Source organism: Sulfurovum iocasae (assembly GCF_047716765.1).
GTDB lineage: Bacteria > Campylobacterota > Campylobacteria > Campylobacterales > Sulfurovaceae > Sulfurovum.
Genome location: NZ_CP180410.1, coordinates 1 through 22409 on the forward strand (window position 1 = coordinate 1; position 22409 = coordinate 22409).

20 protein-coding genes are annotated in these 22409 nt (G+C 36.4%); 14 read left to right on the top strand and 6 right to left on the bottom strand.

Annotated features, from left to right (window positions below; genetic code table 11):
* The 10 genes from dnaA (at position 1) to nrfD (ending at position 13611) form a co-directional block, all read left to right on the top strand.
* Positions 1 to 1335 carry a chromosomal replication initiator protein DnaA gene (gene dnaA, locus ACLHDG_RS00005; RefSeq protein ID WP_415406945.1) on the top strand — a complete coding sequence of 445 codons (1335 nt, stop codon included), beginning with the start codon at positions 1 to 3 and terminating at the stop codon, positions 1333 to 1335.
* A 193-nt stretch (positions 1336 to 1528) separates the two neighbouring features.
* A complete protein-coding gene (gene dnaN, locus ACLHDG_RS00010) occupies positions 1529 to 2596 on the top strand; it encodes a DNA polymerase III subunit beta (protein ID WP_415406946.1) in 1068 nt (355 codons plus the stop codon).
* 18 nt (positions 2597 to 2614) lie between these two features.
* On the top strand, positions 2615 to 4255 hold the full coding sequence (locus ACLHDG_RS00015) for a CTP synthase (protein ID WP_415406947.1): 1641 nt from the start codon (positions 2615 to 2617) through the stop codon (positions 4253 to 4255).
* Positions 4248 to 5828 (top strand): single-stranded-DNA-specific exonuclease RecJ, encoded by a 1581-nt coding sequence (recJ, locus tag ACLHDG_RS00020; protein WP_415406948.1) that lies wholly within the window; start codon positions 4248 to 4250, stop codon positions 5826 to 5828. Before ACLHDG_RS00015 ends, recJ begins: the two co-directional genes overlap by 8 nt.
* Positions 5829 to 5995: 167 nt before the next feature.
* Positions 5996 to 7459, top strand: a complete 1464-nt coding sequence (locus ACLHDG_RS00025; RefSeq protein WP_415406949.1) for an NAD(P)/FAD-dependent oxidoreductase — start codon at positions 5996 to 5998, stop codon at positions 7457 to 7459.
* A gap of 19 nt (positions 7460 to 7478) precedes the next feature.
* On the top strand, positions 7479 to 7898 hold the full coding sequence (locus ACLHDG_RS00030; protein WP_415406950.1) for a c-type cytochrome: 420 nt from the start codon (positions 7479 to 7481) through the stop codon (positions 7896 to 7898).
* Between the two features lie 139 nt (positions 7899 to 8037).
* Positions 8038 to 9168 (top strand): cytochrome b/b6 domain-containing protein, encoded by a 1131-nt coding sequence (locus tag ACLHDG_RS00035; protein ID WP_415406951.1) that lies wholly within the window; start codon positions 8038 to 8040, stop codon positions 9166 to 9168.
* Positions 9169 to 9414: 246 nt separating this feature from the next.
* Positions 9415 to 11799, top strand: coding sequence for a molybdopterin-dependent oxidoreductase (locus tag ACLHDG_RS00040; RefSeq protein WP_415406952.1), 2385 nt, complete (start codon positions 9415 to 9417; stop codon positions 11797 to 11799).
* A 2-nt stretch (positions 11800 to 11801) separates the two neighbouring features.
* Complete coding sequence (locus ACLHDG_RS00045; protein WP_415406953.1) at positions 11802 to 12365, top strand: 4Fe-4S dicluster domain-containing protein; 564 nt, start codon at positions 11802 to 11804, stop codon at positions 12363 to 12365.
* 10 nt (positions 12366 to 12375) lie between these two features.
* Entirely contained in the window at positions 12376 to 13611 is a 1236-nt protein-coding gene (gene nrfD / locus ACLHDG_RS00050; RefSeq protein ID WP_415406954.1) for an NrfD/PsrC family molybdoenzyme membrane anchor subunit, read from the top strand.
* A gap of 70 nt (positions 13612 to 13681) precedes the next feature.
* Here nrfD and ACLHDG_RS00055 read toward each other — a convergent pair whose 3' ends face one another.
* Complete coding sequence (locus ACLHDG_RS00055; RefSeq protein WP_415406956.1) at positions 13682 to 14767, bottom strand: P-loop NTPase; 1086 nt, start codon at positions 14765 to 14767, stop codon at positions 13682 to 13684.
* Between the two features lie 123 nt (positions 14768 to 14890).
* Here ACLHDG_RS00055 and ACLHDG_RS00060 point away from each other — a divergent pair, with 123 nt between their 5' ends.
* Complete coding sequence (locus ACLHDG_RS00060; protein WP_415406958.1) at positions 14891 to 15106, top strand: hypothetical protein; 216 nt, start codon at positions 14891 to 14893, stop codon at positions 15104 to 15106.
* 39 nt (positions 15107 to 15145) lie between these two features.
* Here the strand turns inward: ACLHDG_RS00060 and ACLHDG_RS00065 are convergent, their stop codons facing one another.
* Positions 15146 to 16114: an iron-sulfur cluster assembly scaffold protein gene (locus tag ACLHDG_RS00065; protein ID WP_415406959.1), complete on the bottom strand. Its 969-nt coding sequence runs from the start codon at positions 16112 to 16114 to the stop codon at positions 15146 to 15148.
* A gap of 28 nt (positions 16115 to 16142) precedes the next feature.
* Entirely contained in the window at positions 16143 to 17348 is a 1206-nt protein-coding gene (locus ACLHDG_RS00070) for a NifS family cysteine desulfurase (protein ID WP_415406960.1), read from the bottom strand.
* Between the two features lie 222 nt (positions 17349 to 17570).
* Here ACLHDG_RS00070 and ACLHDG_RS00075 point away from each other — a divergent pair, with 222 nt between their 5' ends.
* On the top strand, positions 17571 to 17960 hold the full coding sequence (locus tag ACLHDG_RS00075) for an STAS/SEC14 domain-containing protein (protein ID WP_415406961.1): 390 nt from the start codon (positions 17571 to 17573) through the stop codon (positions 17958 to 17960).
* A gap of 2 nt (positions 17961 to 17962) precedes the next feature.
* On the opposite strand, the gene folE is transcribed toward ACLHDG_RS00075, so the two are convergent.
* Together folE and ACLHDG_RS00085 are read right to left on the bottom strand one after the other, a co-directional pair.
* The gene (gene folE / locus ACLHDG_RS00080; protein WP_415406962.1) at positions 17963 to 18541 is read right to left on the bottom strand and encodes a GTP cyclohydrolase I FolE; all 579 of its coding nucleotides are present in this window, start codon (positions 18539 to 18541) and stop codon (positions 17963 to 17965) included.
* A 268-nt stretch (positions 18542 to 18809) separates the two neighbouring features.
* Positions 18810 to 19766: an A/G-specific adenine glycosylase gene (locus tag ACLHDG_RS00085; RefSeq protein ID WP_415406963.1), complete on the bottom strand. Its 957-nt coding sequence runs from the start codon at positions 19764 to 19766 to the stop codon at positions 18810 to 18812.
* A 149-nt stretch (positions 19767 to 19915) separates the two neighbouring features.
* Between ACLHDG_RS00085 and ACLHDG_RS00090 the strand changes: the two genes are divergently transcribed.
* Together ACLHDG_RS00090 and ACLHDG_RS00095 are read left to right on the top strand one after the other, a co-directional pair.
* Complete coding sequence (locus ACLHDG_RS00090; RefSeq protein ID WP_415406964.1) at positions 19916 to 21172, top strand: tyrosine-type recombinase/integrase; 1257 nt, start codon at positions 19916 to 19918, stop codon at positions 21170 to 21172.
* Between the two features lie 86 nt (positions 21173 to 21258).
* Positions 21259 to 21552: a hypothetical protein gene (locus ACLHDG_RS00095; protein WP_415406965.1), complete on the top strand. Its 294-nt coding sequence runs from the start codon at positions 21259 to 21261 to the stop codon at positions 21550 to 21552.
* A 336-nt stretch (positions 21553 to 21888) separates the two neighbouring features.
* On the opposite strand, the gene ACLHDG_RS00100 is transcribed toward ACLHDG_RS00095, so the two are convergent.
* Positions 21889 to 22332: a hypothetical protein gene (locus tag ACLHDG_RS00100; RefSeq protein WP_415406966.1), complete on the bottom strand. Its 444-nt coding sequence runs from the start codon at positions 22330 to 22332 to the stop codon at positions 21889 to 21891.
* Positions 22333 to 22409: the final 77 nt, after the last annotated feature.

Here is a 22409-nt window from a genome sequence, read left to right on the forward strand (position 1 = left end):
ATGAATATTGGGCAAAAAATACTTTATGAACTTAAAAAAGAGATCAGTGAAACAGAATATGAACGCTATATCAAAAAACTGATCTATGATACAAAACACTCACGAAGCAATATGGTTTATTTTTCTGCACCCAATATGCTTATAGCAAAATGGGTTAAAACCAAATATACTGATAAACTTATACACCTTTTTGAACTTCAGAATGAAATAAAACCTGAAATAGAAATTACCGTAGGCAAACAAACGAAACAAACCCCTATAGCAGTAAGCAAGCAAAGTAATGAAAAAAGCACTTCTAAAAGTACCTATTTAAATCCCTCTCTTACTTTTGACAGCTTTATCGTAGGGGACTCTAACCAGTTTGCATACACAACAGCAAAATCTGTAGCAGAAAAACCTGGTAAACAATACAATCCACTCTTTATCTATGGTGGCGTAGGATTAGGTAAAACACACTTGCTGCAAGCCATAGGTAATTATCATATAGATTTGGGTAAAACGGTTATTTACACTACACTTGAACAATTCATGAACTCATTTACTTCTCATTTGCGTTCCCAAACGATGGATAGATTTAGAGATAAGTTTAGAGAGTGTGACCTGCTGCTTATAGATGATATACAATTTTTAAGCCGTAAAGAACAGACGCAGGAAGAATTCTTTCACACCTTTAATGAACTCTATAATGCCAATAAACAAATTGTGATCACTTCAGACAGACAACCTAATAAAATAGCTGGATTAGTTGATAGACTTAAAAGTCGTTTTGAGTGGGGTCTCATGGCAGATATCCAACCTCCCGGACTTGAAACAAAAATTGCCATTATTCAAAAAAAATGTGAATTGGATGGGATAAAACTTAACCATGAGATCATCAACTTTATCGCTACACATATGGGTGATAACATACGTGAAATTGAAGGTACGATCATTAAACTCAATGCTCTATCTTCTATGTTAAATCAAGAGATCACTTTGGATTTTGCACAAAATGCCATCAAAGATCAACTCAAAGAGAAAAAAGAAAATATTACCATTGATGATATTGTGAAGATCGTCTCTCGTGAACTCAACATAAAACCTTCTGATATCAAATCAAAAAAACGTACCAAAGCTGTCGTCAATGCCAGAAGAACAGCCATCTATTTAGCTCGAAATCTTACACCAAATTCTATGCCTCAAATTGCTTTATATTTTGGAATGAAGGACCATACTGCTATTTCACATGCAATGAAAAAGATCAATGAGATCATAGACAATGATGAAAATTTTAAAGTATTATTAGAAGAACTTTCAAACAAAGTGAATACAGATACTCAAAATTCCAATACTTGATCCAAAATGAAATAAAGAACACCTCTAAAAACTTGAATAAAAAAAAGATATAATTTTAGAAGTGAATAAATGTGAATCTTTAAAAAAGTTAAACATTCATAAAAACAACGGTAACACAGGCAATAAAGTAGTTTTTCACATTTTCATGTCAAACTACTACTACGTACTAAATTATTAAAAATAAGGGGAGTCTATGAAGATAAGAGCACAAAAGCAAATTATAGAGTCAATACTCATCAATCTACAACCTTTTTTAGAAAAAAAAGATGCAAGTCAAATTACATCACATATACTATTTAACTCACAAAATGATAAATGTATTGTTAAGGCAACAGATGGAGAGATAGGTTTAAAAATTGTTACTGATCATATTATGATCGAATCTGAAGGTTCATTTACTGCAAACGGTAAAAAATTACTTGACATCATTCGTATTTTAAAAGATGATGAAATTGTTTTGGAACTTTTAGACAATACACTTATTATCAAACAAAAACACTCTAAATTCAAATTACCGACATTTGATCCTGACTCTTATCCAGGTTTCCCTACTGCAGAAGATAAACCTCAAATTACTTTGGACTCTTTAAGCCTTATACAAAATCTTAAGAAAATCTCACCAGCCATAGATACAAACAATCCAAAATTTGAACTTAACGGTGCTCTTATCAATATTAAAAATGATTCTACAGATCTCGTAGGTACAGATACCAGAAGATTAGCTATTGCAACGATTCAAAGTTCAAACAGTGAAGAACTCTCTTTAATCGTTCCTAAAAAAGCTATTTTAGAAATACAAAAACTTTTTTTAGATCAAATTGATATCTACTTTGATGAAACAAATCTTATTATTTCAAATGAAAATTATTATTTCTATACCAGACTCATCAATGGTAAATTCCCTGATTATCAAAGAATTGTACCTTCGACTGTTAAACATGCAATCACTCTTCCTAAAAAAGAGATGTTGGATGCCATTAAAATGATCACTACTATTTCTCAAGAAATTAAAATGACGCTACTTTCGGATGCTATTATCTTTAACTCTTTAAGTGCAGATAATGTAGAAGCCAAAACAGAATTGGAACTCCATACAGGTTTAGATGAAAAATTTGAACTCTCATTTAACAGTAAATATATTTTAGATTTTATTTCACAAATTGATAAAAATGAATTTACTATAGAATTCAATGAGCCATCTTTACCGTTTATTGTGAAAGACGATAATTTTATTACGATTATTATGCCAATTGTTGCGTAAATTAAAGGGAAATATTAAATGAGTGAAATTACAACAAAATATATTTTTGTTACAGGTGGTGTATTAAGTTCATTGGGAAAAGGAATTACAGCAGCAAGTGTAGGAACACTTCTTAAGCATACAGGACAACGAGTAGGCGTACTTAAGCTTGATCCTTATATTAATGTTGACCCCGGAACCATGTCACCTCTTGAACATGGAGAAGTTTTTGTAACCAAAGATGGTGCAGAAACAGATCTTGATCTAGGACACTACGAACGTTTTTTAGATACATCACTGACTCAAAATAACAACTTTACAACAGGACTTGTTTATAAAACAGTCATAGAAAATGAAAGAAAAGGGAAATATCTTGGAAAAACCATTCAAGTGGTTCCTCATATTGTTAATGAGATAAAAGAACGTATTATTCGTGCTGGTGAAGGAAAAGATATCCTTATCGTTGAACTTGGTGGTACAACAGGTGATATAGAAGGTCTCCCATTTCTTGAAACGATCCGACAAATGAAACATGAACTTGGTAAAACAAAAGTAATGAATATACATGTGACACTTTTACCCTATATTAAAGCAGCCGGTGAACTTAAAACAAAACCTACCCAACACTCTGTACAAGAGCTTAGACGTATCGGTATTGCTCCTCATATGCTTGTACTTAGAGCTGAAGTACCTGTATCTGCTGAAATTAAACGAAAGATCGCTTATAGCTGTGATGTAGAAGAAGACTCTGTCATTGTTGCAGAAGATGCTTCAACCATTTATCAAGTGCCTCTTAACTTTTTACGACAAGACATGCTTACACCTATTTGTAAACAGTTAGAACTTGAAACTTGTGAACCAAAAATGGACGAGTGGAGTGATCTGGTACATAAGATCATTATGCCTAGTGATGAGATGAAAATTGCATTTGTCGGAAAATATTTAGATCTTAAAGAGTCTTACAAATCACTTACTGAAGCACTTATCCATGCTGGTGCGCATCTTGATAGTAGAGTGAACATCAAATGGGTAGACTCTGAAAAAATAGAAGAAGATGGTGCACAAAAATTCCTCAATGATTGTGATGGTATTTTGGTTGCAGGTGGCTTTGGTGAGCGTGGAATTGAAGGTAAAATTCAAGCTATTCAATATGCAAGAGAAGAGAAAATTCCTTTCCTTGGTATCTGTCTTGGGATGCAACTTTCTATGGTAGAGTTTGCTAGGAATGTATTGAAACTTGAAGATGCAAACTCTGTGGAATTTAATGAAAACACGTCTGATCCGCTTATTTATCTTATTGATGAGTTTATAGATGCCAGTGGCTCAAAACAGGTAAGAACAAAAACATCTCCAATGGGCGGAACGATGCGTCTTGGTGAGTATGAATGTGAAACAAAAGAGGGTTCGAACCTAAGAGCAGCATATGATGCACCAATGATCTTTGAAAGACATAGACACCGTTATGAGGCGAACCCTAAATATAGAGAAGCACTTGAAGCTAATGGTATGGATATCACAGGTGAATCTCATGGACTTATTGAGGCAGTTGAAGTAGTGGATCATCCATGGTTCTTAGGGGTTCAGTTTCACCCGGAATTTACTTCAAGACTTCAAAATGTGAATCCTTCTATTTTGGCATTTGTAGATGCTTCTCTTAAACATAAAAATATAGATGCATAAAAAATTAACGTTTACAACGTTAGAAACACTTTTACAAGAACGTTTTAAAGAGGGATTTCTCTCTTTAAAAGACCTTCCCCAACCTTCTACTTTTAAAGATATGGATAGAGCAACTGCACGTATTGTAGATGCTATAAAAAACAAAGAGAAAATTACTATCATCGGTGACTATGATGTGGATGGTGTGACTTCTACTACACTTATGAAACTTTTTTTTGATGAGATCGAGTATCCTGTAGAATGGATCATACCTAATCGTTTTAGAGATGGATATGGACTCTCTATAAATATCATTCCTCGTATTCTTGGTACAGATCTAGCCATTACTGTAGATAACGGTATCTCAGCAGTCTATGCAGCAAAACTTTGTAAAGAAGAGGGGATAGATCTCATCATTACAGATCATCACCTTTTGGCACCAGAGGTACCTGAAGCTTATGCCATTATAGACCAGAAACAAGAGGCTTGTGAATTTCCATACTCTGATGTGTGCGGCGCACAAATAGCCTGGTATCTTATTGCTTCTTTAAAAAATGCTTTAAATGTGAAGATAAACATGATGGACTATATGGAACTTGTTTCCATTGCCATTATTGCAGATATGATGCCTTTACAGCATATCAACAGAGCAATGGTAATAGCAGGTACAAAAGCTCTTAGTAAAAGTACAAAACCTGCCATAAAAGTGTATTTGGAACATAGTCAAAAATCAATATTAAATTCAGAAGACATTGCTTTCTTTTTAGCACCTATACTTAACAGTGCAGGGCGTATGGAAGATGCTTCATTTGCGGTAGATTTTTTAGCTTCAAAAAATATTTATGATGCAAGAGTAAGATTAGAACGTCTTATTGATTTTAATACAGCTAGAAAAGCCACAGAACAGGATATCACACAAAAAGCAATGCTACAAGTTGATCACAATGATGAAGTGATTGTAGTAGTAGGTGAAGCGTGGCATGAAGGAGTTGTGGGTATTGTTGCTGCCAGAGTGGCACGAGCATGCGAAAAACCCTGCATTGTTCTAACCCAAAATGAAGAGGGGTTTTTAAAAGGGAGTGGCAGAAGTTTTGGAGAGTGTGATCTTTTTGGCATTGTAGATGGCTGTAGAGAGCATTTAGAGAAGTTTGGAGGACATCAGGCAGCGATAGGGCTCAGCTTACAAAAAAAGAGCTTGGAAGCTTTTAAAATGCAAGTACAGAAAAATTTTGCCAAAGGTGAATATATTAAAGAAATTGTTGATCCGGATATAGTAGGAGATCTACACTTTTCAAATATCTCTTTTGATCTCACTACTTTGGTGAAAAAGTATGAACCTTATGGACAAGGAAATCTAAGACCAAAATTCATCTCAACCAATGTAGAGATACTTCAAGCAGACAGTATGGGTAAAGAGGGTGAACATTTGCGCTTTTTATTTGCACAAGATGGTATCGTGATGCAAGGTGTGAAGTTTAAGAGTAAAGAAGTGTTCCAAGCAGGTCAAAAGGTGACTCTCACCTACACTGTTAATGAAAATCATTTTAGAGGAAATGTAAATTTACAGCTTATGATAGATAAAATAACAGTCTGATTTTGACAATTTTTGACATAAAGATCCACTTTATAGAGAATATTATATATATTATTTATAATTAATATTTGTATATATAATATTATATAAAACTTATTACACTTTTAAGAAATATTTATATTAATTGATGTAGAATAAACAACTATTAACAATATAAAGGAGTAGTTTTGGATAAAAAAATGCTAAAAGAGGGTATGGACCTTATAGATGCACACTTTAAAAATGAAGGAGTGTCTCGTCGTGATGCGATGAAGATGTTTGGTGCAGGTGGAGCTGCAATGCTTATGGGTAGTGGTGTTGCAACTGAAGCAACTGCAGGAAGTTCTGCGGTTAAAGCAAAGATCTTGATCATTGGTGGTGGATTGGCTGGAATGTCAACAGCAGCACTCTTTACAAACTCTTTGGATAATCCGGATATTACAGTACTTGAGCCAACGGCTACATCTACATCATATCAGCCAGGGCAAACATTGGTTGGTGCCGGTATATGGGATCCAAGTGATGTTACGTACCAAAGAGATGACTTTGTGCCAAGTGGTGTAACACTTATTAAAGAAAAAGCAGTTGAGTTTGATCCTGAAAACAATACAGTGAAAACATCTGGTGGAAAAACACTTAAATATGACTATATGGTTATTGCCGCGGGCCTTTCACTTGACTATGCACGTATTCAAGGTCTTGGTATTGACAGTACTATCACTTCAAGAGGTGATGATTCTGCAGTAAGAAAAGTAATTGGTAAAAATGGAATTACTTCGATCTACTTCGGGAATGGTGCAGCAGATACTTGGACAGAGATGCAAAAATTCATTGCAGATGCAAAGAGCGGTAAAAAAGTAAAAGGTATCTTTACTCACCCTAATACACCAATCAAATGTGGTGGTGCTCCTAAAAAGATCATGTATCTAACAGATGCAAGACTTAGAGAAGCAGGTGCAAGAGATAATGCAGAACTTACATTCTATCCAAACGGTAGTAAAATGTTCGGTGTTAAAGAATATCATGATGCGATCGTGAATCAATTTGAAGCTAGAGATATGAAATGGAACTACAGACATAATCTTATCGCTGTTGATCCGGTAAAAAAAGTGGCTACATTTAACAGACATTGGAAAGAAAAAGGTCCTTGGGATGAGGATCTTGAAGAGTATTCAATCGTAATGAAAGCAGAAACTATAGAAAAAGAGTTTGACTTTCTTCACATTACACCACCTATGAAAGCAGCAGAAGAGATCGCTAATTCTCCTGTTGGTTCAGCTAAAGGTTGGGTACCTGTAAAGAAAGAGACACTTCAGCATGTTAAGTTCCCTAATGTATATGCATTGGGTGATATCGCTGCGGTACCTATGGGTAAAACAGGTGGATCAGCTAGAAAGCAATATAAAGTAGTAGCAGAAAATATTATCTCTATGATGAACGGTAAAGAACCAACAGCACAGTATGGTGGATATACAGTTTGTCCATTGATTACTAGTATTGGTACGGTTATGCTTGCAGAGTTTGACTGGAGTAAAAAACCGACACCTTCATTCCCTCTTGACCCTACACAGGAAAGATGGATCTGGTGGTTGCTTAAAGTTTACGCACTTAAGCCAATGACACAATACGGTATGCTCTCTGGTAGAGCATAATAGAAGAGAAGGAGAAAGAATGAAGAAAACAACAGTAGTACTATTATCAATAGCGACTCTTTTTGGACTAAACGGATGTGGTACAGATACACCAAGTTCATCAGTAGCAAAAACATATGCAAAAACAGCAGGAGAAGTATATACACAATCCTGCTATAAATGTCACGGTGAGAAAGCAGAAGGTTTAACTGAGAAAAAAACACCACCTATGAACGATAGACAAGCGGGTGAGTTGGAGCTTGACCTCTATGATGTTAAAAATGAAGGTCTTACCATGTCATCAGGAACTGAGCATGATAAGATGGCACATAATATGCAGAAACTTCTAGAGAAAGGGTTTGATTATGATCCTAAAGCAATGGCTGTATATATAGAGAAGAATTTCTATAAAATGCCACCAAAAACAGCTCCAGCAGCTGAAGCACCGGCAGCACACTAAAAATGTCACTCAGAGAAGAGTTGCTCTTCTCTGAAACATTCCTCAAAAATTACTACTTAATTTTCTCAAAAGTAACTGTTCTTATATAAAATTATGTTAATCTTATAAAGATCATAACTTTATATTATGGAATAATAACATGAATAAAAAAGAAGGACATGTATTTGTCTGGCCTATCGGTACCAGAATTATCCATTGGATGATGGCACTCTCTTTTACAACAGCATTTATCACCTCTTTTTATGAACATATGTTACATGATCATGTGGCACTTGGCTTCATCTTTTTAACTATTATCATTTATAGAATTATATGGGGTATTATAGGACCTCAATATGCTACTTTTAATACTTTCAAACTCAGACCTTCCCAACTCAAACATTATTTTGTTGAAAAAGTACAAAACAGATGGAGAAAAATACCTGCGGGACACAATCCTGCATCAAGTTGGTTTACCGTATGGGCATTAACTGTAGGTACAGTGATCGTAGTATCAGGATTGTTGCTGTATGGTGTACAGGAAGCAAAAGGTCTTTTTCGTTTTTTAAACAGTGACTATACGCAGTATATAGGTATTTTGGCATGGGTACATAAGTATGCTTCTTATCTATTTGCTGCCTGGGTTTTTATCCATATCGCAGGTGTTATGGTGGAACAGTTTTGGCATAGAACGGGTATGGTCTTTGCGATGATCACTGGATATAAAAGAACTGAAGGTGAAGATACTAAAGTTAAACCAATTCTGTCTTTCTTTGCTTACTCGACGATTTTGATAGCAATTGGTACGTATTTTTTCATTGTCAGTAGTAACTATAATTTTTTAACTTTACAAAAATATACCAATATTGATTATGAAGAGATGCATCCTGTTTTCTATAATGAGTGTGGAGACTGCCATAAAGTGTATCCGCCTTATATGCTTCCAAAAAGATCATGGCAGAAAATCATGTCAAGTTTAGATAATCATCGTGGAGAAGAGATAACGGAAGCCAATATTACCAAGTCTCAACAGGCTTCTATATTAGAATTTTTAACTCAAAATGCTGCTGAGACAAGCAAGCGTGAGGCTGCTGTTAAAGTTATGCACTCTCTGGGAGAACGACGACCAAAAAATATTACAAAAACACCATATTGGAGAGAGACACATAAAGATATCCCAAAATCTGTGTATAAACAAAAAAAGATCAAAGACAAGTCAAATTGTATAGCCTGTCATAAAGATTTTGATCAAGGTATTATGGATGATATGAATATTATTTATCGTCCTTAAACCCATAACTTTTTACAAATATCCTAAATACAAATACAAAATACAATTTTTATTATACTGCTATATATTTTGAGTTCAATAAATATATGACGAAAAAACTACACATATTTTCTATAAAAACGTTAATAATTGATTTAAATCATAGTTTCATAAGTAAAACTACTATAAGATATAATATATACTTATAAATAGGAGTAAATTTGTCCTATTTATAATGTAAAACTATTTATAGAAGGAGGAGTGCTTATGCAAGTTGAAATGTCGAGACGGAAGTTTCTGCAAGGAACGGTTGCGATGAGTGTTGCTGGAGGAACAGCAATAAGTGCAACAAATCTTTTTGCAAGCAGTGATGCGCATGATAAAACGCTGACCATTACGACCAAAACAGGTGCTGCAAAAGAGGTTAAGAATATCCCTACACTATGTGAAATGTGTGTAAATAAGTGTGCGGCTATAGCCAGAGTTGAAGATGGGGTGGTGACTAAACTGGATCCAAACCCTATGTTCCCAAAATCAAAAAATATGTTATGTCCAAGAGGTAATGCAGGGATCCAGGCACTGTATGATCCAGATAGACTTAAACATCCAATGATCCGTATAGGTGAGAAGGGTGAGGGTAAGTTCAAAAAAGTAACTTGGGATGAAGCCTTTAAGTATATTACTGAAAAGACTACTAAGATCCTGGATGAAGAGAAAGACAACCGTTCATCATTTCTTTTCTGTGCAGGTGAAGGAATGGCTGAACATACATTCAAAACTTTTTATGAAGCATTTGGTTCAGCCAACTGGCTTAACCATGCTTCTATCTGTTTGCAGACAGTAGCATCAGGATATGGTGTAACTATCGGTGCATATCCTCAAGCTGATCTGGATAATGCAGAGTATGTCATCATGGCGGGTGCCAATAGAGCTGAAGCAATTGTAACACCAGATACTATGGATCTTTTCAAAAGAACAAAAGGAAGAGGTGCAAAACTTATCTGTGTTGATCCACGGTTTACCAATACAGCTGCAAAAGCAGACAAATGGTTAGCGATCAATCCGGGGACAGACTTGGCATTTGTTTTAGCATTGACATATGTTGTGTTGAATGAAGAGCTTTACAATAAAGCATATATAGAAGCTCACTTCAATGGGTTTGAAGAGTATAAATCACATGTACTTTCAAATAAATATACACCGGAATGGGCAGAACCTCTTACAAACATCAAAGCAAAAGAGATATATAAAATAGCAAGAGAGTTTATGTCTCATGCTCCTAAAGCAGTCTATTATCCGGGAAGAAGAAGTACATTTGCCCAAAATGACTTCCAACTTCGTCGTGCTATGGCTATCTTCCAGGGACTTGGTGGTGGAATCGATACTAAAGGTGGACTTATCTTTGGTGATAAAATATCCATTAAAGGGCATGAAACATTAATCCCTATGTATGATAAAGCTAGAGCAAGAGCTGTTACAAAAAGTGAAGCTGGATATGATGATTGTGCTGTTGTCTCTGGTGGTGGTTCATGGTTAGGTTGGAGAAACAGATTTTTAGAGGGTAAAATGCCTTATAAAGTTCGTGGAATGTTCTGTTATAAGCATAACCCTATGCAAAATATGCCAAATACTGCTAAAACTGCTGAGATGCTTAAACAGATGGAACTTGTTGTATGTATAGATACAATGCCAAGTGATACAGTAATGTATGCTGATGTAGTACTTCCAGAGTGTACATACCTTGAGAGAACGGATCCTGTGAAAACATTTGGTGGAGTAGAGCCGTCTATAGCACAAAGAAATAAAGTTGTGGATCCAATGTATGAGACAAAACCGGTCAATGAAATATTACGTGGGTTGACAGCTCAGCTCTCCAGACCACTTTTTGATATTACTAAAAAGTATGATGATGAAGTAAAAGACGGAATAGCAGAATCAACTGAAGATGAGTACTACAACGCAGAGTTTGATATGACTCAGATCTATGCACATGATCAGGAAGAAGTCAATGAGCATGCGGTACATGATTATCATGGTGCGGCTGAAGCATTGAAAGAGCATGGGGTTTATTATCCTAAAATGGATACGTATTATAAACAACTCTCTGCTAATGTGCATCAGTATTATCCTGAGAAAGAGAAGGCATATAGTGTAGGTGGTGGTAAGCTTAAAACATCATCAGGGAAACTTGAGTGTAACCTTGCAAGCTTGGCAAAGAAGGGTATTGATGCTATGCCAACATGGAAAGAGGAATATAATTTTACTGTGCCAGATGGTAAGTTTAGACTTATTACAGGAAGACATGCCCAATATACACAGAGTGGAACATCCAACAATGTTGTGTTAAGAGACTTAATGCCTGAAAACTATATCTGGATCAATAAGCGTGTGGCTAAAGAGCAGGGTATCGCTTTTGGTGATACAGTTGAAGTGAAAAGCAGAACAGGTTCTACGACCATTAAAGCATATCCGACAGAAAAAATGGCACCAAATCAAGTTTTCTTTATCCATGGTTTTGGTGAAGAGAGTTCAGCATTGACTTGGGCCTATAAAAATGGTGGTAATGACAACGCAGTCATAGAAGATGTTTTAGAACCGGTTTATGGTGCTGCAGCAATGCATGAAACAAATGTTGAAATAAGGAAGGTGTAATCATGGCAAGATATGGAATGGCTTTAGATTATAAAAATTGTATTAATTGTAAAGCGTGTGAAGTCGCCTGTAAAGAAGAGAACGGTGTTCTCATGGGTGCAGATAAACATAGAATTTGGGTTGGTGTAAATGAGATAGAAGGTGAGTATCCACTTTTGGATATCGTTTCAAACAGTTTTCAGCCAAGTCAGTGTCAACACTGTGAAGAGGCTCCTTGTCAGGAAGTATGTCCTACGAATGCAACATATTATGATGATAATGGTGTAGTAAGAGTCAATAGTGATCAGTGTATCTTATGTAGTTACTGTATGGTTGCCTGTCCTTATGATGCACGTTATGTTGATGACAGAACGATGACAGTGGATAAATGTAACTTCTGTTCTGATACAAGACTCGACAGAGGTGAAACAACGACGGCATGTCAAAATACCTGTCCTACAAAAGTAAGAACTTTTGGAGATTTGGATGACTATGATAGTGAGATCAGCGAACTGCTTAGAACTAGAGAACACTTTTCTCTTAAAGAAAATCTTGGTACTAAACCAAAACTATACTATCTAACATAAGGAGTGCATCATGTCAGAAACAGTAGAAAAAACAGAAGAAACAGGCATCATAGCCAAGGCAAAAGATTTTGTTGCTACGATTCCTTATAATAAGATAGGAATGAAAGAGTTACTCGATTTTGAAAAAACGCCTAGAAATAATCTGATCGCCGTTATCACGGTAGCACTTTTGGCACTATTTGTCGTGGGGCTTGCATTCTTTTTTATGCATGGACATCATGCATATAATGTAACCAAAGAGCATCCATGGGGATTATTGCTTGCAGTATATATCTTTTTTGTTGTAAGTTCAACAGGACTGTGTATCATCGGTTCACTGGGTGATGTCTTTGGTTTCAAAGACTATATGCTTATCTCTAAACGGGCTATCTTTGGCTCTATCGTCACTATATTAGCCGGCTTTGCTGTTATTGCAGTGGAGATAGGTCACCCTGTTACGATGTTGATCTACAATGTCTTAACCCCTGGGCTTACCTCTGCCATTTGGTGGATGGGTACGCTTTACGGTATTTACTTGACATTTATGATCATTGAATTTGTCTTTTTATTAAAAGGCGATATGAAAAAAGCGAAGATTTTTGGACTGACTGGGCTATTGGTAGGTCTTGCAGCACACTCTAACCTCGGTTCTGTATTTGGTTTTCTTAATGCAAGACCAATTGCAAATGGAGTATTTTATCCAACATACTTCATATTGACAGCATTTATCACGGGTGTATTCATTGCCTTTATTATCATGGGTTTCAGATATAAACTTGATTTCCCTGAAAAAGTAAAAACCATGCTGACAGGATTGGCTAAGATCCAGGCTCTGCTTCTTTCCATCCTCATTTTCTTTATTATATGGAAAATGTTTACAGACATTTATGGCGGTATGCCAAACCGTTCTGAAGTTGCAGTACATATTTTAGGTTCATGGACTTTCTGGGCTGAGGTTGTATTGGCGATGTTGATCCCACTCTATTTGATCTTGAAAGATATGGGTAGATCACCGGTTGCACTTTTCTGGGCATCTATGAGTGGTATGGTAGGTATCTTTTTTATGCGGTACAATCTTGTACACGACAGTCAACTCAAACCGCTTCAAATGATGAAAACCACAGAGTATCAACTTGCACCGGAGTGGATACACTACTTCCCGTCAGGTACGGAAATGATGATCTCTCTTGGTGGATTGGGACTCTGTATTGCGATGTATTATGCAGGAACAAAATTCTTCAATCTTGATGAAGATGAACATCATTAACAGGTGAGGCTTTGCCCACCTGTTTTTATAGGATGTGCTACTTTAGCACATCTTTTTTTATTCATACAACCTAAAAGATCGTAGGCTGTATCTCCTCGTTATTTACTCCACCTTCTTCATTGACTTTAAGTACCGTCTTCCAAAGTTTAGTCGCTATATCCTGATAACGTTTAGAAGTTTCACAATTAGGTGCTAAAACAGTGATAGGCAGACCACTGTCTCCTCCTTCTCTGATGGCAGGCTCTATAGGTATCTCTCCTAATACTTCAGTATTGTAATTATCAGCCAAAGGCTGGGTTGTACCTTTCCCAAAGATATCGTACTCTTTGCCACTATCAGGACAGATAAAACCACTCATGTTTTCAACAAGTCCTGCGATAGGAATATGCAGTTGTGTGAACATATCCATACTGCGTATTGTGTCATCCAGTGCTACTTTTTGTGGGGTAGTGACACATACTCCGGTAGTAACAGGTAAACTCTGTGCAAGGGTCAACTGTGCATCTCCTGTACCTGGAGGCATGTCAAAGAGCAGGACATCGAGTTTATCCCACAAGATGTCTTCGAGCATCTGTTCTATAGCCTGAGTGACCATGGCACCTTTCCAGATGAGAGAAGCACCTCTCTCAACCAGTGAACCAATGGACATGACTTGAACATTATGTGCCATGATCGGTTTAATGTTCTTTCCTAAAAAAACAGGTTGTTCTCCCTCTATACCCATCATCCTTGGGATATTCGGTCCATAGATATCTACATCAAGAAGTCCTACTCTTTTCCCCTGTTGTGCAAGTGCAATAGCAAGATTGACTGTAGTGGTTGATTTGCCGACACCGCCTTTACCAGAGCTGACCATTATAAAGTTTTGGATATTTGGCAGTACATTTTTACCATGCGAACTGGTCTCTCTGGGCATTTTAGGTTTCGTGACAGAGACATCCACTTGATATTCTCCCAGTACCGAGATACGTTTAGTGATCTCTTCTCGAAGCTGATCTTCTATTTCAAGTGCAGAGGATGGGATATCAAGCGTTATGCTAATGTGACCCTCTTTGATCATGATCTCTTTTACAAAACCAAAATCTATAATATTTTTTGTAAAACCGGGGTAGATGACTTGTGTGAGTTTTTCTTGAATCTGTTCTTTGTTTAGCATATTGTGTGACCTTTTCTAGTTAAGTGCATATTATATCTATTATAAGTATAAATTTTATGAATATTCCTATAATTATTGTATTTATTTTGGTATGATTATGCCATATTTTACAAGGAAATTTATATGAAAAAAGAACTTACTGTATTTATTGGCTTATTTTTATTTTTAGCCATAGGTATGCATTTCAAAGAGTGGCTAAGCCATCCCATAGATCACGTAATGGCTCTTCCATCAGCAGGAGCATATGGAATAGGAGCATTTCATCCATTGGTCTTTACTTTGGCGTTATATGTGGTTTTTGTGCTTGCAAGAGGTATTGGTAGATTATTTTCAAAGTAGTTGGTGGATCTTTCCACCAACTAAGGGATAAAAGGGGAATTAGATAGGTAAAACTCTGATGTTTTGATCAAGTTTCTCTTTAAGAATATTTTCGATCGCAAAGAGTGTACCTGTACTTGAAGATGCACAACCGTTACAAGCACCTAAGTATCTGATATAGATATCGATGTTTTCACCGTTCTCTTTGATATCAAGAATTTCCATATCTCCACCATCCATGATAAGCATTTGACGGATATTGTCATCGATCACTTTATCCACTGCTTTGATACGCTGAACGATAGTCATTTCAGAGAACTCTGCACCACCTTCACCTGATGCATCAGCTGCTTTTGCCATCTTCTCTTTTTCATACTCTTCAAGAAGGTCAACAAGATAGATATCTTTAGCTTCATGTCCTCCAGGACGGATACATGATTTACAGAAAGCTCCCGCTTTCGTATAGTCAGCGATCTCTTCTACTGTTGTAAGGTCATTAAGACGGATCACTTCTTGAAGTGTAGAGAGTGTTACGCGTGCACATTCACACACGATGATCTCTTCTTCAAAACTCTCCATATCAACACCTTTGTACTGTGCTGCAGCTTTTTTGATAACATCATAAGCCATAACAGAACAGTGCATTTTTTGAGGTGGAACGGCTGGTGTGTCCGGATTGTCACGCATTGCCATCTCAACATCAATGTTTGTGATCTTTACCGCTTCATCAACTGTTTTACCTTTACAAAGTTCAGCCATAGTATCTGAAGATGCGATCGCTGTACCACAACCAAAACTTTTGAACTTTGATAACATAATTACATCACTTTTTGGATGTACTGCCCAGTAAAGTCTTACTGCATCTCCACAACTCTCTGCACCAAAATCAGCTACGATGAGTTTCGCACCCATTTCATCAGCCTGCTCTTGTGTGATCTCACCCATATTTTGTGGGTTGTTCATTAAATCTGTTACTTTATTGCTGTACTCATCCCAGATGGTACCGCCTATTAAACTATCTATTCCCATAATATTTTCCTTTATATTCTATTCAATTTTAATGATGGTGTGAATCAAGTCCTGATTCATGACCTTCTGGGGCGTATGCGTATGAACTTGAGATACCTCTAAGTCTTATTACTGCTGCTTGAACTACTTTAAGTGTATAGTCCAACTCTTCTTGTGTTGTATAGCGGCTCAGTGAAAAACGAATCGCAGTATGTGCCAAGTCTTCTGCGGCACCAATAGCTTCCATTACTGAATTTGCTTCCAAGTCTTCACTTGCACAAGCTGAACCTGTACTCGCACCAATACCTGCACGGTTAAGATCCCATAACATGGATTCACCTTCGATACCTCTAAAGGAGATAAGGATGGTATTTGGTGTTCTCTTTTTTCTTGGAGTAACAACAAAAGTATCTTCTATTTTAAGGAGTTCATCTTCAAAATCATCTCTCATTTCTCTAACTTCTGTCATCTCAAAGTCAAGTGCATCTACTGCTGCTTCTATGGCTTTACCCATACCTACGATACCTGCAACATTGAGTGTACCGGAACGGTATCCACCCATTTGTGAACCACCGTGAAGCAGAGGTATTAACTCTTTGCCTTTTTTCATGTAAAGTGCACCTACACCTTTTGGTCCATGGAACTTATGTGCAGAAAATGTAAGATAGTCAACATTAAATAACTGTACATTTACAGGTAGTTTACCTATGGCCTGTACTGCATCAGTATGAAAAAGTACACCTTTTTCAGCACACAGTTCACCAATTTCTTCAACTGGGAAGATGGCACCTGTTTCATTGTTCGCCCACATAATGGAAACCAGTGCTGTTTTATCTGTGATGTTATTTCTTACAGTCTCTACATCAATAAGACCTTCATGATTGATAGGAAGGTAAGTGACTCTACAACCCAAGCTCTCAAGGAATTTTGCAGTTGCAATAATAGATGGATGTTCCACTTCAGAGATCATGATGTGGTTTTTTCTACCGGTAAGAATGTACTCAAAATAGATACTTTTAAGTACCCAGTTATTACTCTCCGTTGCACAAGAAGTGATGACTACAGAGTCTTCTCTATGTGCGTTAATGCCTGCATAGATCTTTTCCATACCAGCTTTAATGCCTGGGTGTGTGTCACTTGCAAAAGCGTGTAACGAGTTTGGGTTACCATACTTTTGTACAAAATAAGGTTCCATCTCAGCGAAAACCTGTGGATCAACAATTGTTGTTGCATTATTGTCTAAATAGACGTTCATATTTTTCCTTTGAAAACGATATTCAATTTTAATTAGGAGTAAATTAGTCCTAATTGATTTTCACCATGTTACGCAGATATTCTTAAGATAACATAAAATTTTAAATTAAAGAGGAGAAGTATACTCCGAATTAGGTTAAGAGCCCTTGATTTGGGTCAAGTGAGAACGGGGTAATGGACTATGCTATAATAAAATATAAATAATAATATAAAAGGAGTTGTAATGGTAAAAATCATAAAAGAACATGGTATAGGTATTGCTATCAAGAGAAATAAAAAAAGACTTTTTATAGAGATAGTAATGCTTGGTAAGTTGAGACATGAGGATTATCAGACTTTTGTACCTATGGTCGATAAAGCATTAAAGGAAGCAAAAGGAATTGAGGCTGATCTGCTGGTTGATATGAGAGGTTTTAAAGGATGGGAGTTCATGGCGGCATGGGATGATTTTAAATTTGGTGTCAAACATCGTAATGCTTTTAAGAAGATGGCGATCGTTGGAGATAAAAATTGGGAAGATGCATCTACTGCAATGATGAGTCACTTGATGAGTGGGAAAGCAAAATTCTTTAAAAAGAGAGAAAAAGCTCTCTCATGGCTGTTAAAAGACTAAATTTAAAAATTTGAAGGTGTTGGAGTATTAATAAGGTTATAAAATTCGCTTCTTGTACGTTCATCACTCTTGAAAAGTCCTCGAAGTGCTGAACTGACCGTGGTTGAGTTTATCTTCTGTACGCCTCTCATCTCCATGCACATGTGGCGAGCATGCAAGACTACAGCAACACCTTTAGGTTTAATGGTTCCTAAAATGGCATCGGCGATCTGTTCGGTCATCTGTTCCTGTATCTGCAGACGTCTTGCATAGACATTGACGATACGAGGGATCTTAGAGAGTCCTACGACTTTACCATCTGGTATATATGCCACATGTGCACGTCCGATGATAGGCAGCATATGATGTTCACACATAGAGTAAAACTCGATGTCACGTACCAAAACCATCTCATCATTACTGGTTGTAAAGAGTGCCTGGTTGAGTATCTCCTCAGGGTCTTGGTCGTAGCCCTCAGTAAGAAATTTTAGAGCTTTGGCTACACGACTGGGTGTCTTAAGCAAACCTTCTCTTTTAGGGTCTTCACCTAAAAGTTCAAGGACTTTAGTGATAGCTTGTTCAAATTCTTCTTCTTTGTTCATTGTGTATCCTGTCTTCCCGTCATTCCCGGGTAAGGCCCGAGAATCTACAAATTATAATTACTTTTGAATCAATGGATCCCCAGTCAAGCTGAGGATGACGAATGTATTATTTTCACATTGTAGCTAAAAACAATTTAACTATCTTCTATTATTCATTGGACGTTTTTAAGCAAAGCTCAAAATGTCTTGAAAGAAAAATATACATTAGAGTATTTTTTTCTTTCAAGATTGTTGTCACTATGACTACTTCAGCAGTATGCTCATACGACTAGTCGTATTTAAGAAATAGTTTAACAATTTTCTCATCGACCTTGGAGATAGCAAGTTTTTGTATCTCATCTTCAGAAAAGTAATTCATCGATTCAGGACTATTTTCATAATAGACATAGACTTTACAGATGAGTTTAAAGTGCGTATAGGCATGTGTCACTTCACCTATATACTCTGAAGCGCACATAGGTACTTTTACACTTTTAAAGCCCCATAAACCGTGTAAAAACTTTCCTTTTCTCTGTGTGAGTGAAAGTCTGTCATCATAAACATTGATAAGTATGTTTTGTTCTCTTGTGGGAACAACACGTTTCTTTTTTCTAGGGTAAAGGCTAGATTCTTCCTTCCCTTTACAAATATCAGTCAAAGGACAAATTTCACATTTTGGATTTTTAGGGTTACAAATGGTTGCGCCAATATCCATCATCGCCTGGTTATAGTCAAAAGGGTTTTCTTTGTCCACTGCATCATACGCAATCTCCCAAAGATCCTTATCGTTAGGTGTTTTGAGTTTATGTAAACGACAGAGTATGCGTTTGACATTGGCTTCCATAATAGGGATAGGTTGGTTAAAAGCAAAAGTGGCTACTGCATGTGCGGTATTTTTGCCTATGCCTGGAAGTTTAATGAGCTCGTCTATGGCTTCAGGTAGTTCATTTACAAGTGTAGCGGTCATATGTAAATTCTTGGCCCGATTATAATACCCAAGTCCCTCCCACATCTTCAGCACATCATCAAGCGGTGCATCACCCAAAGCTTTAAGCGTAGGAAATTTCTCTAAAAAAGGAAAGTAGTAGCGTTCCAAAACTGTTTTGACCTGTGTTTGCTGAAGCATTACTTCACTCACATACACCTTGTACGCATCGTTTGTGAGTCTCCACGGCAGTTCATGACGACCATTAATCCTGTACCAGTCCTGAATAATTTTGTGGGTAGTTTTGAGTGTATTTTGCATCCGAAAGTGTATCCAAATGATTGAAAATAGTAAAGAATTTCTTCTGCACATAGTAAGAAAAATAGCTTGATTTTGTACTAAAAAGGGGTTAATATGTTCTTAGGGTTGTCTAAAAGTTGTCTAAAAATTAAAGATATTATGAGGTTAATTTGAGTAAATATAAATCAATCGGTGGTAAATATAAAGGTATTGAAATATATAAGAAATTGAGTGGTGCTATATCATATTACATTCGGTATAAAGATTTAGAAAATAAAACGAAAAGAGAAAAAGTTGGTGAATCACCAACAATGACAAAAACGAAAGCTCTCGAGATATTACGACAAAAGCAATCTGAGCTAAATACCCTGAGAAGACATTTACATAGTGGTGATATCAATAATTATCTATTAGAAAGAAGTAGGGCATCGGATTCTTTGAGATTAACTATTAATGATTTAGCGGTAATGTATCTGAAGGACAAAGCTAATACCAAAGATTTTCCTAGTACAAAGAGTAGATATCATATACATATTGAATCTGAAAAAATTTCAAATAAACCAATAATGTTAATAACCAATGAGGATATTAAAAAATTCATCCAAAACAAAAAAGACACCTATTCGGTAAGAAATGGAATGCAACGAAAGAGAGACAGAAAAGGCAAATGGTTGGAGACCAAGAGTGAATATGAATCAAGGCAAAACAAATTAACAAATACGACTATAAATGCAATCTATGGATTGATGATTACGATAGTGAATCATGGGACTCAAGAAGAATATTATATTGGCAGAAACCCTTTTCATAGCAAATTTAGATTACCTACAGATAATATTAAGTTGAAGTATCTTTCAGATGAAGAAACATCGTTATTCTTACGACAGCTAAAATGGCAGAGTGAATCATTTGAGATTATAGATAAGTATGTTTATCTTATAGGATTGTTGGCTGTAACAACAGGAGCAAGAATGCGTACTATCTTATATCTGAGAGCAGGGGATGTTGACCTTGATAATGGTGTAATACATTTATGCAATTTTAAAGTAAATGAGCAATGGTATGAATCAGCAATTGCAACAGATGAAATTAGAGAGTTGTTGCAAAAGTTCTCTAAAGGTAGGGGTCCAAATGACCATTTATTTGTATCTAATAGAACGGGTAAGCAAATTTACAGATATCCTCGTGTAATGAATAAAATTTTAGAATTAACAGTAAATTGGCATAGACAAGAGGAGAATAGAATGACGTTGAGAGACCTCAGAAATTCATTAGCATCTAACTTAGCCCGCAAAGGAATTTCATTGTCACATATTGCAAAGGTGCTAAATCACAAATCTATTGCTAGTACAGCACGATATGCACAATTAGGTTCAGAAGTAGCAATTGAAGCTATACGGGATTATGCTAAAAGGCTTAATGTTTAAAAAACGGCTCAAAAAATCAAGCTATTTTTCTTACTATGTGCAGAAGAAATTCTTTACTATTTTCAATCATTTGGATACACTTTCGGATGCAAAATACACTCAAAACTACCCACAAAATTATTCAGGACTGGTACAGGATTAATGGTCGTCATGAACTGCCGTGGAGACTCACAAACGATGCGTACAAGGTGTATGTGAGTGAAGTAATGCTTCAGCAAACACAGGTTAAAACCGTTTTGGAGCGTTACTATTTTCCTTTTTTAGATAAATTTCCTACGCTTAAAGCTTTGGGTGATGCACCGTTTGATGATGTGCTGAAGATGTGGGAGGGACTTGGGTATTATATACGAAAAGAAATCCCTCTAAAGTCCCTAAACTAGGCACTTCACCTGAGTTATTTACTCATTTATACTACTTTTATACCACCGAGATGAGAAAAAGATGATTATTTAGGGGATAGTTACGATTTTAAACACATTTAGTAGTGTCACCATAGTATCGCCAAGACTTCTTGGCGTTTCACGCCAGTGTTGCCTGGTCTTTATTCACGAATCATTGAAATTTATAACCTGTAAGTGTATTAAACCTATTAAACCTGATTGATTATTCCAATGCAGTTTAATCCCATTTAATACAAAATTAAGCCAAGGTAATTTGTTCAATAACAAATCGCCTTGCTTCTGAGAAACTTCTTATTCAGCTCTAGCAGGTACAGGTTAAATAGGTGCAGGCACTGTTAGTGGTACTTCTCGATAATGACAAATCAGTGAGGATATACCACTTGCTGATACAACATTTCGCCAATCATCTGTTTGTTCATACCCTATTAAACTTTCGACTAACATACTCACGGTATGGCAAGTTATACCTACTTCACTAATGACATCATACTTTACTGCTTTTTTGGTAGGCTTGGCAACTTTCCCATCAGACGAACATTTGATGGTTATGCTTCCATCTAAATCTACATTAATATCTTTTAATACTCCAGGTACCAATCCACCTATGCCATTATACAAACAGCAAACTCCTGTTTCACCATCTTGTATCCCAAGTCCTTCACTACAGTCATCTGGTGGTGGTGTTGCCAAAGCTATTGCCATTGCACTACTCCCCATCATCAACACACCTAATCCAAGAGCAATCAGTAACTTTTTCATAGCATCCCTTTAAGGTTTTATTTAAGCCAAGCAATGCAAGCTAATATAACTTACTTTTAACTTAGGCTCCTATTAAT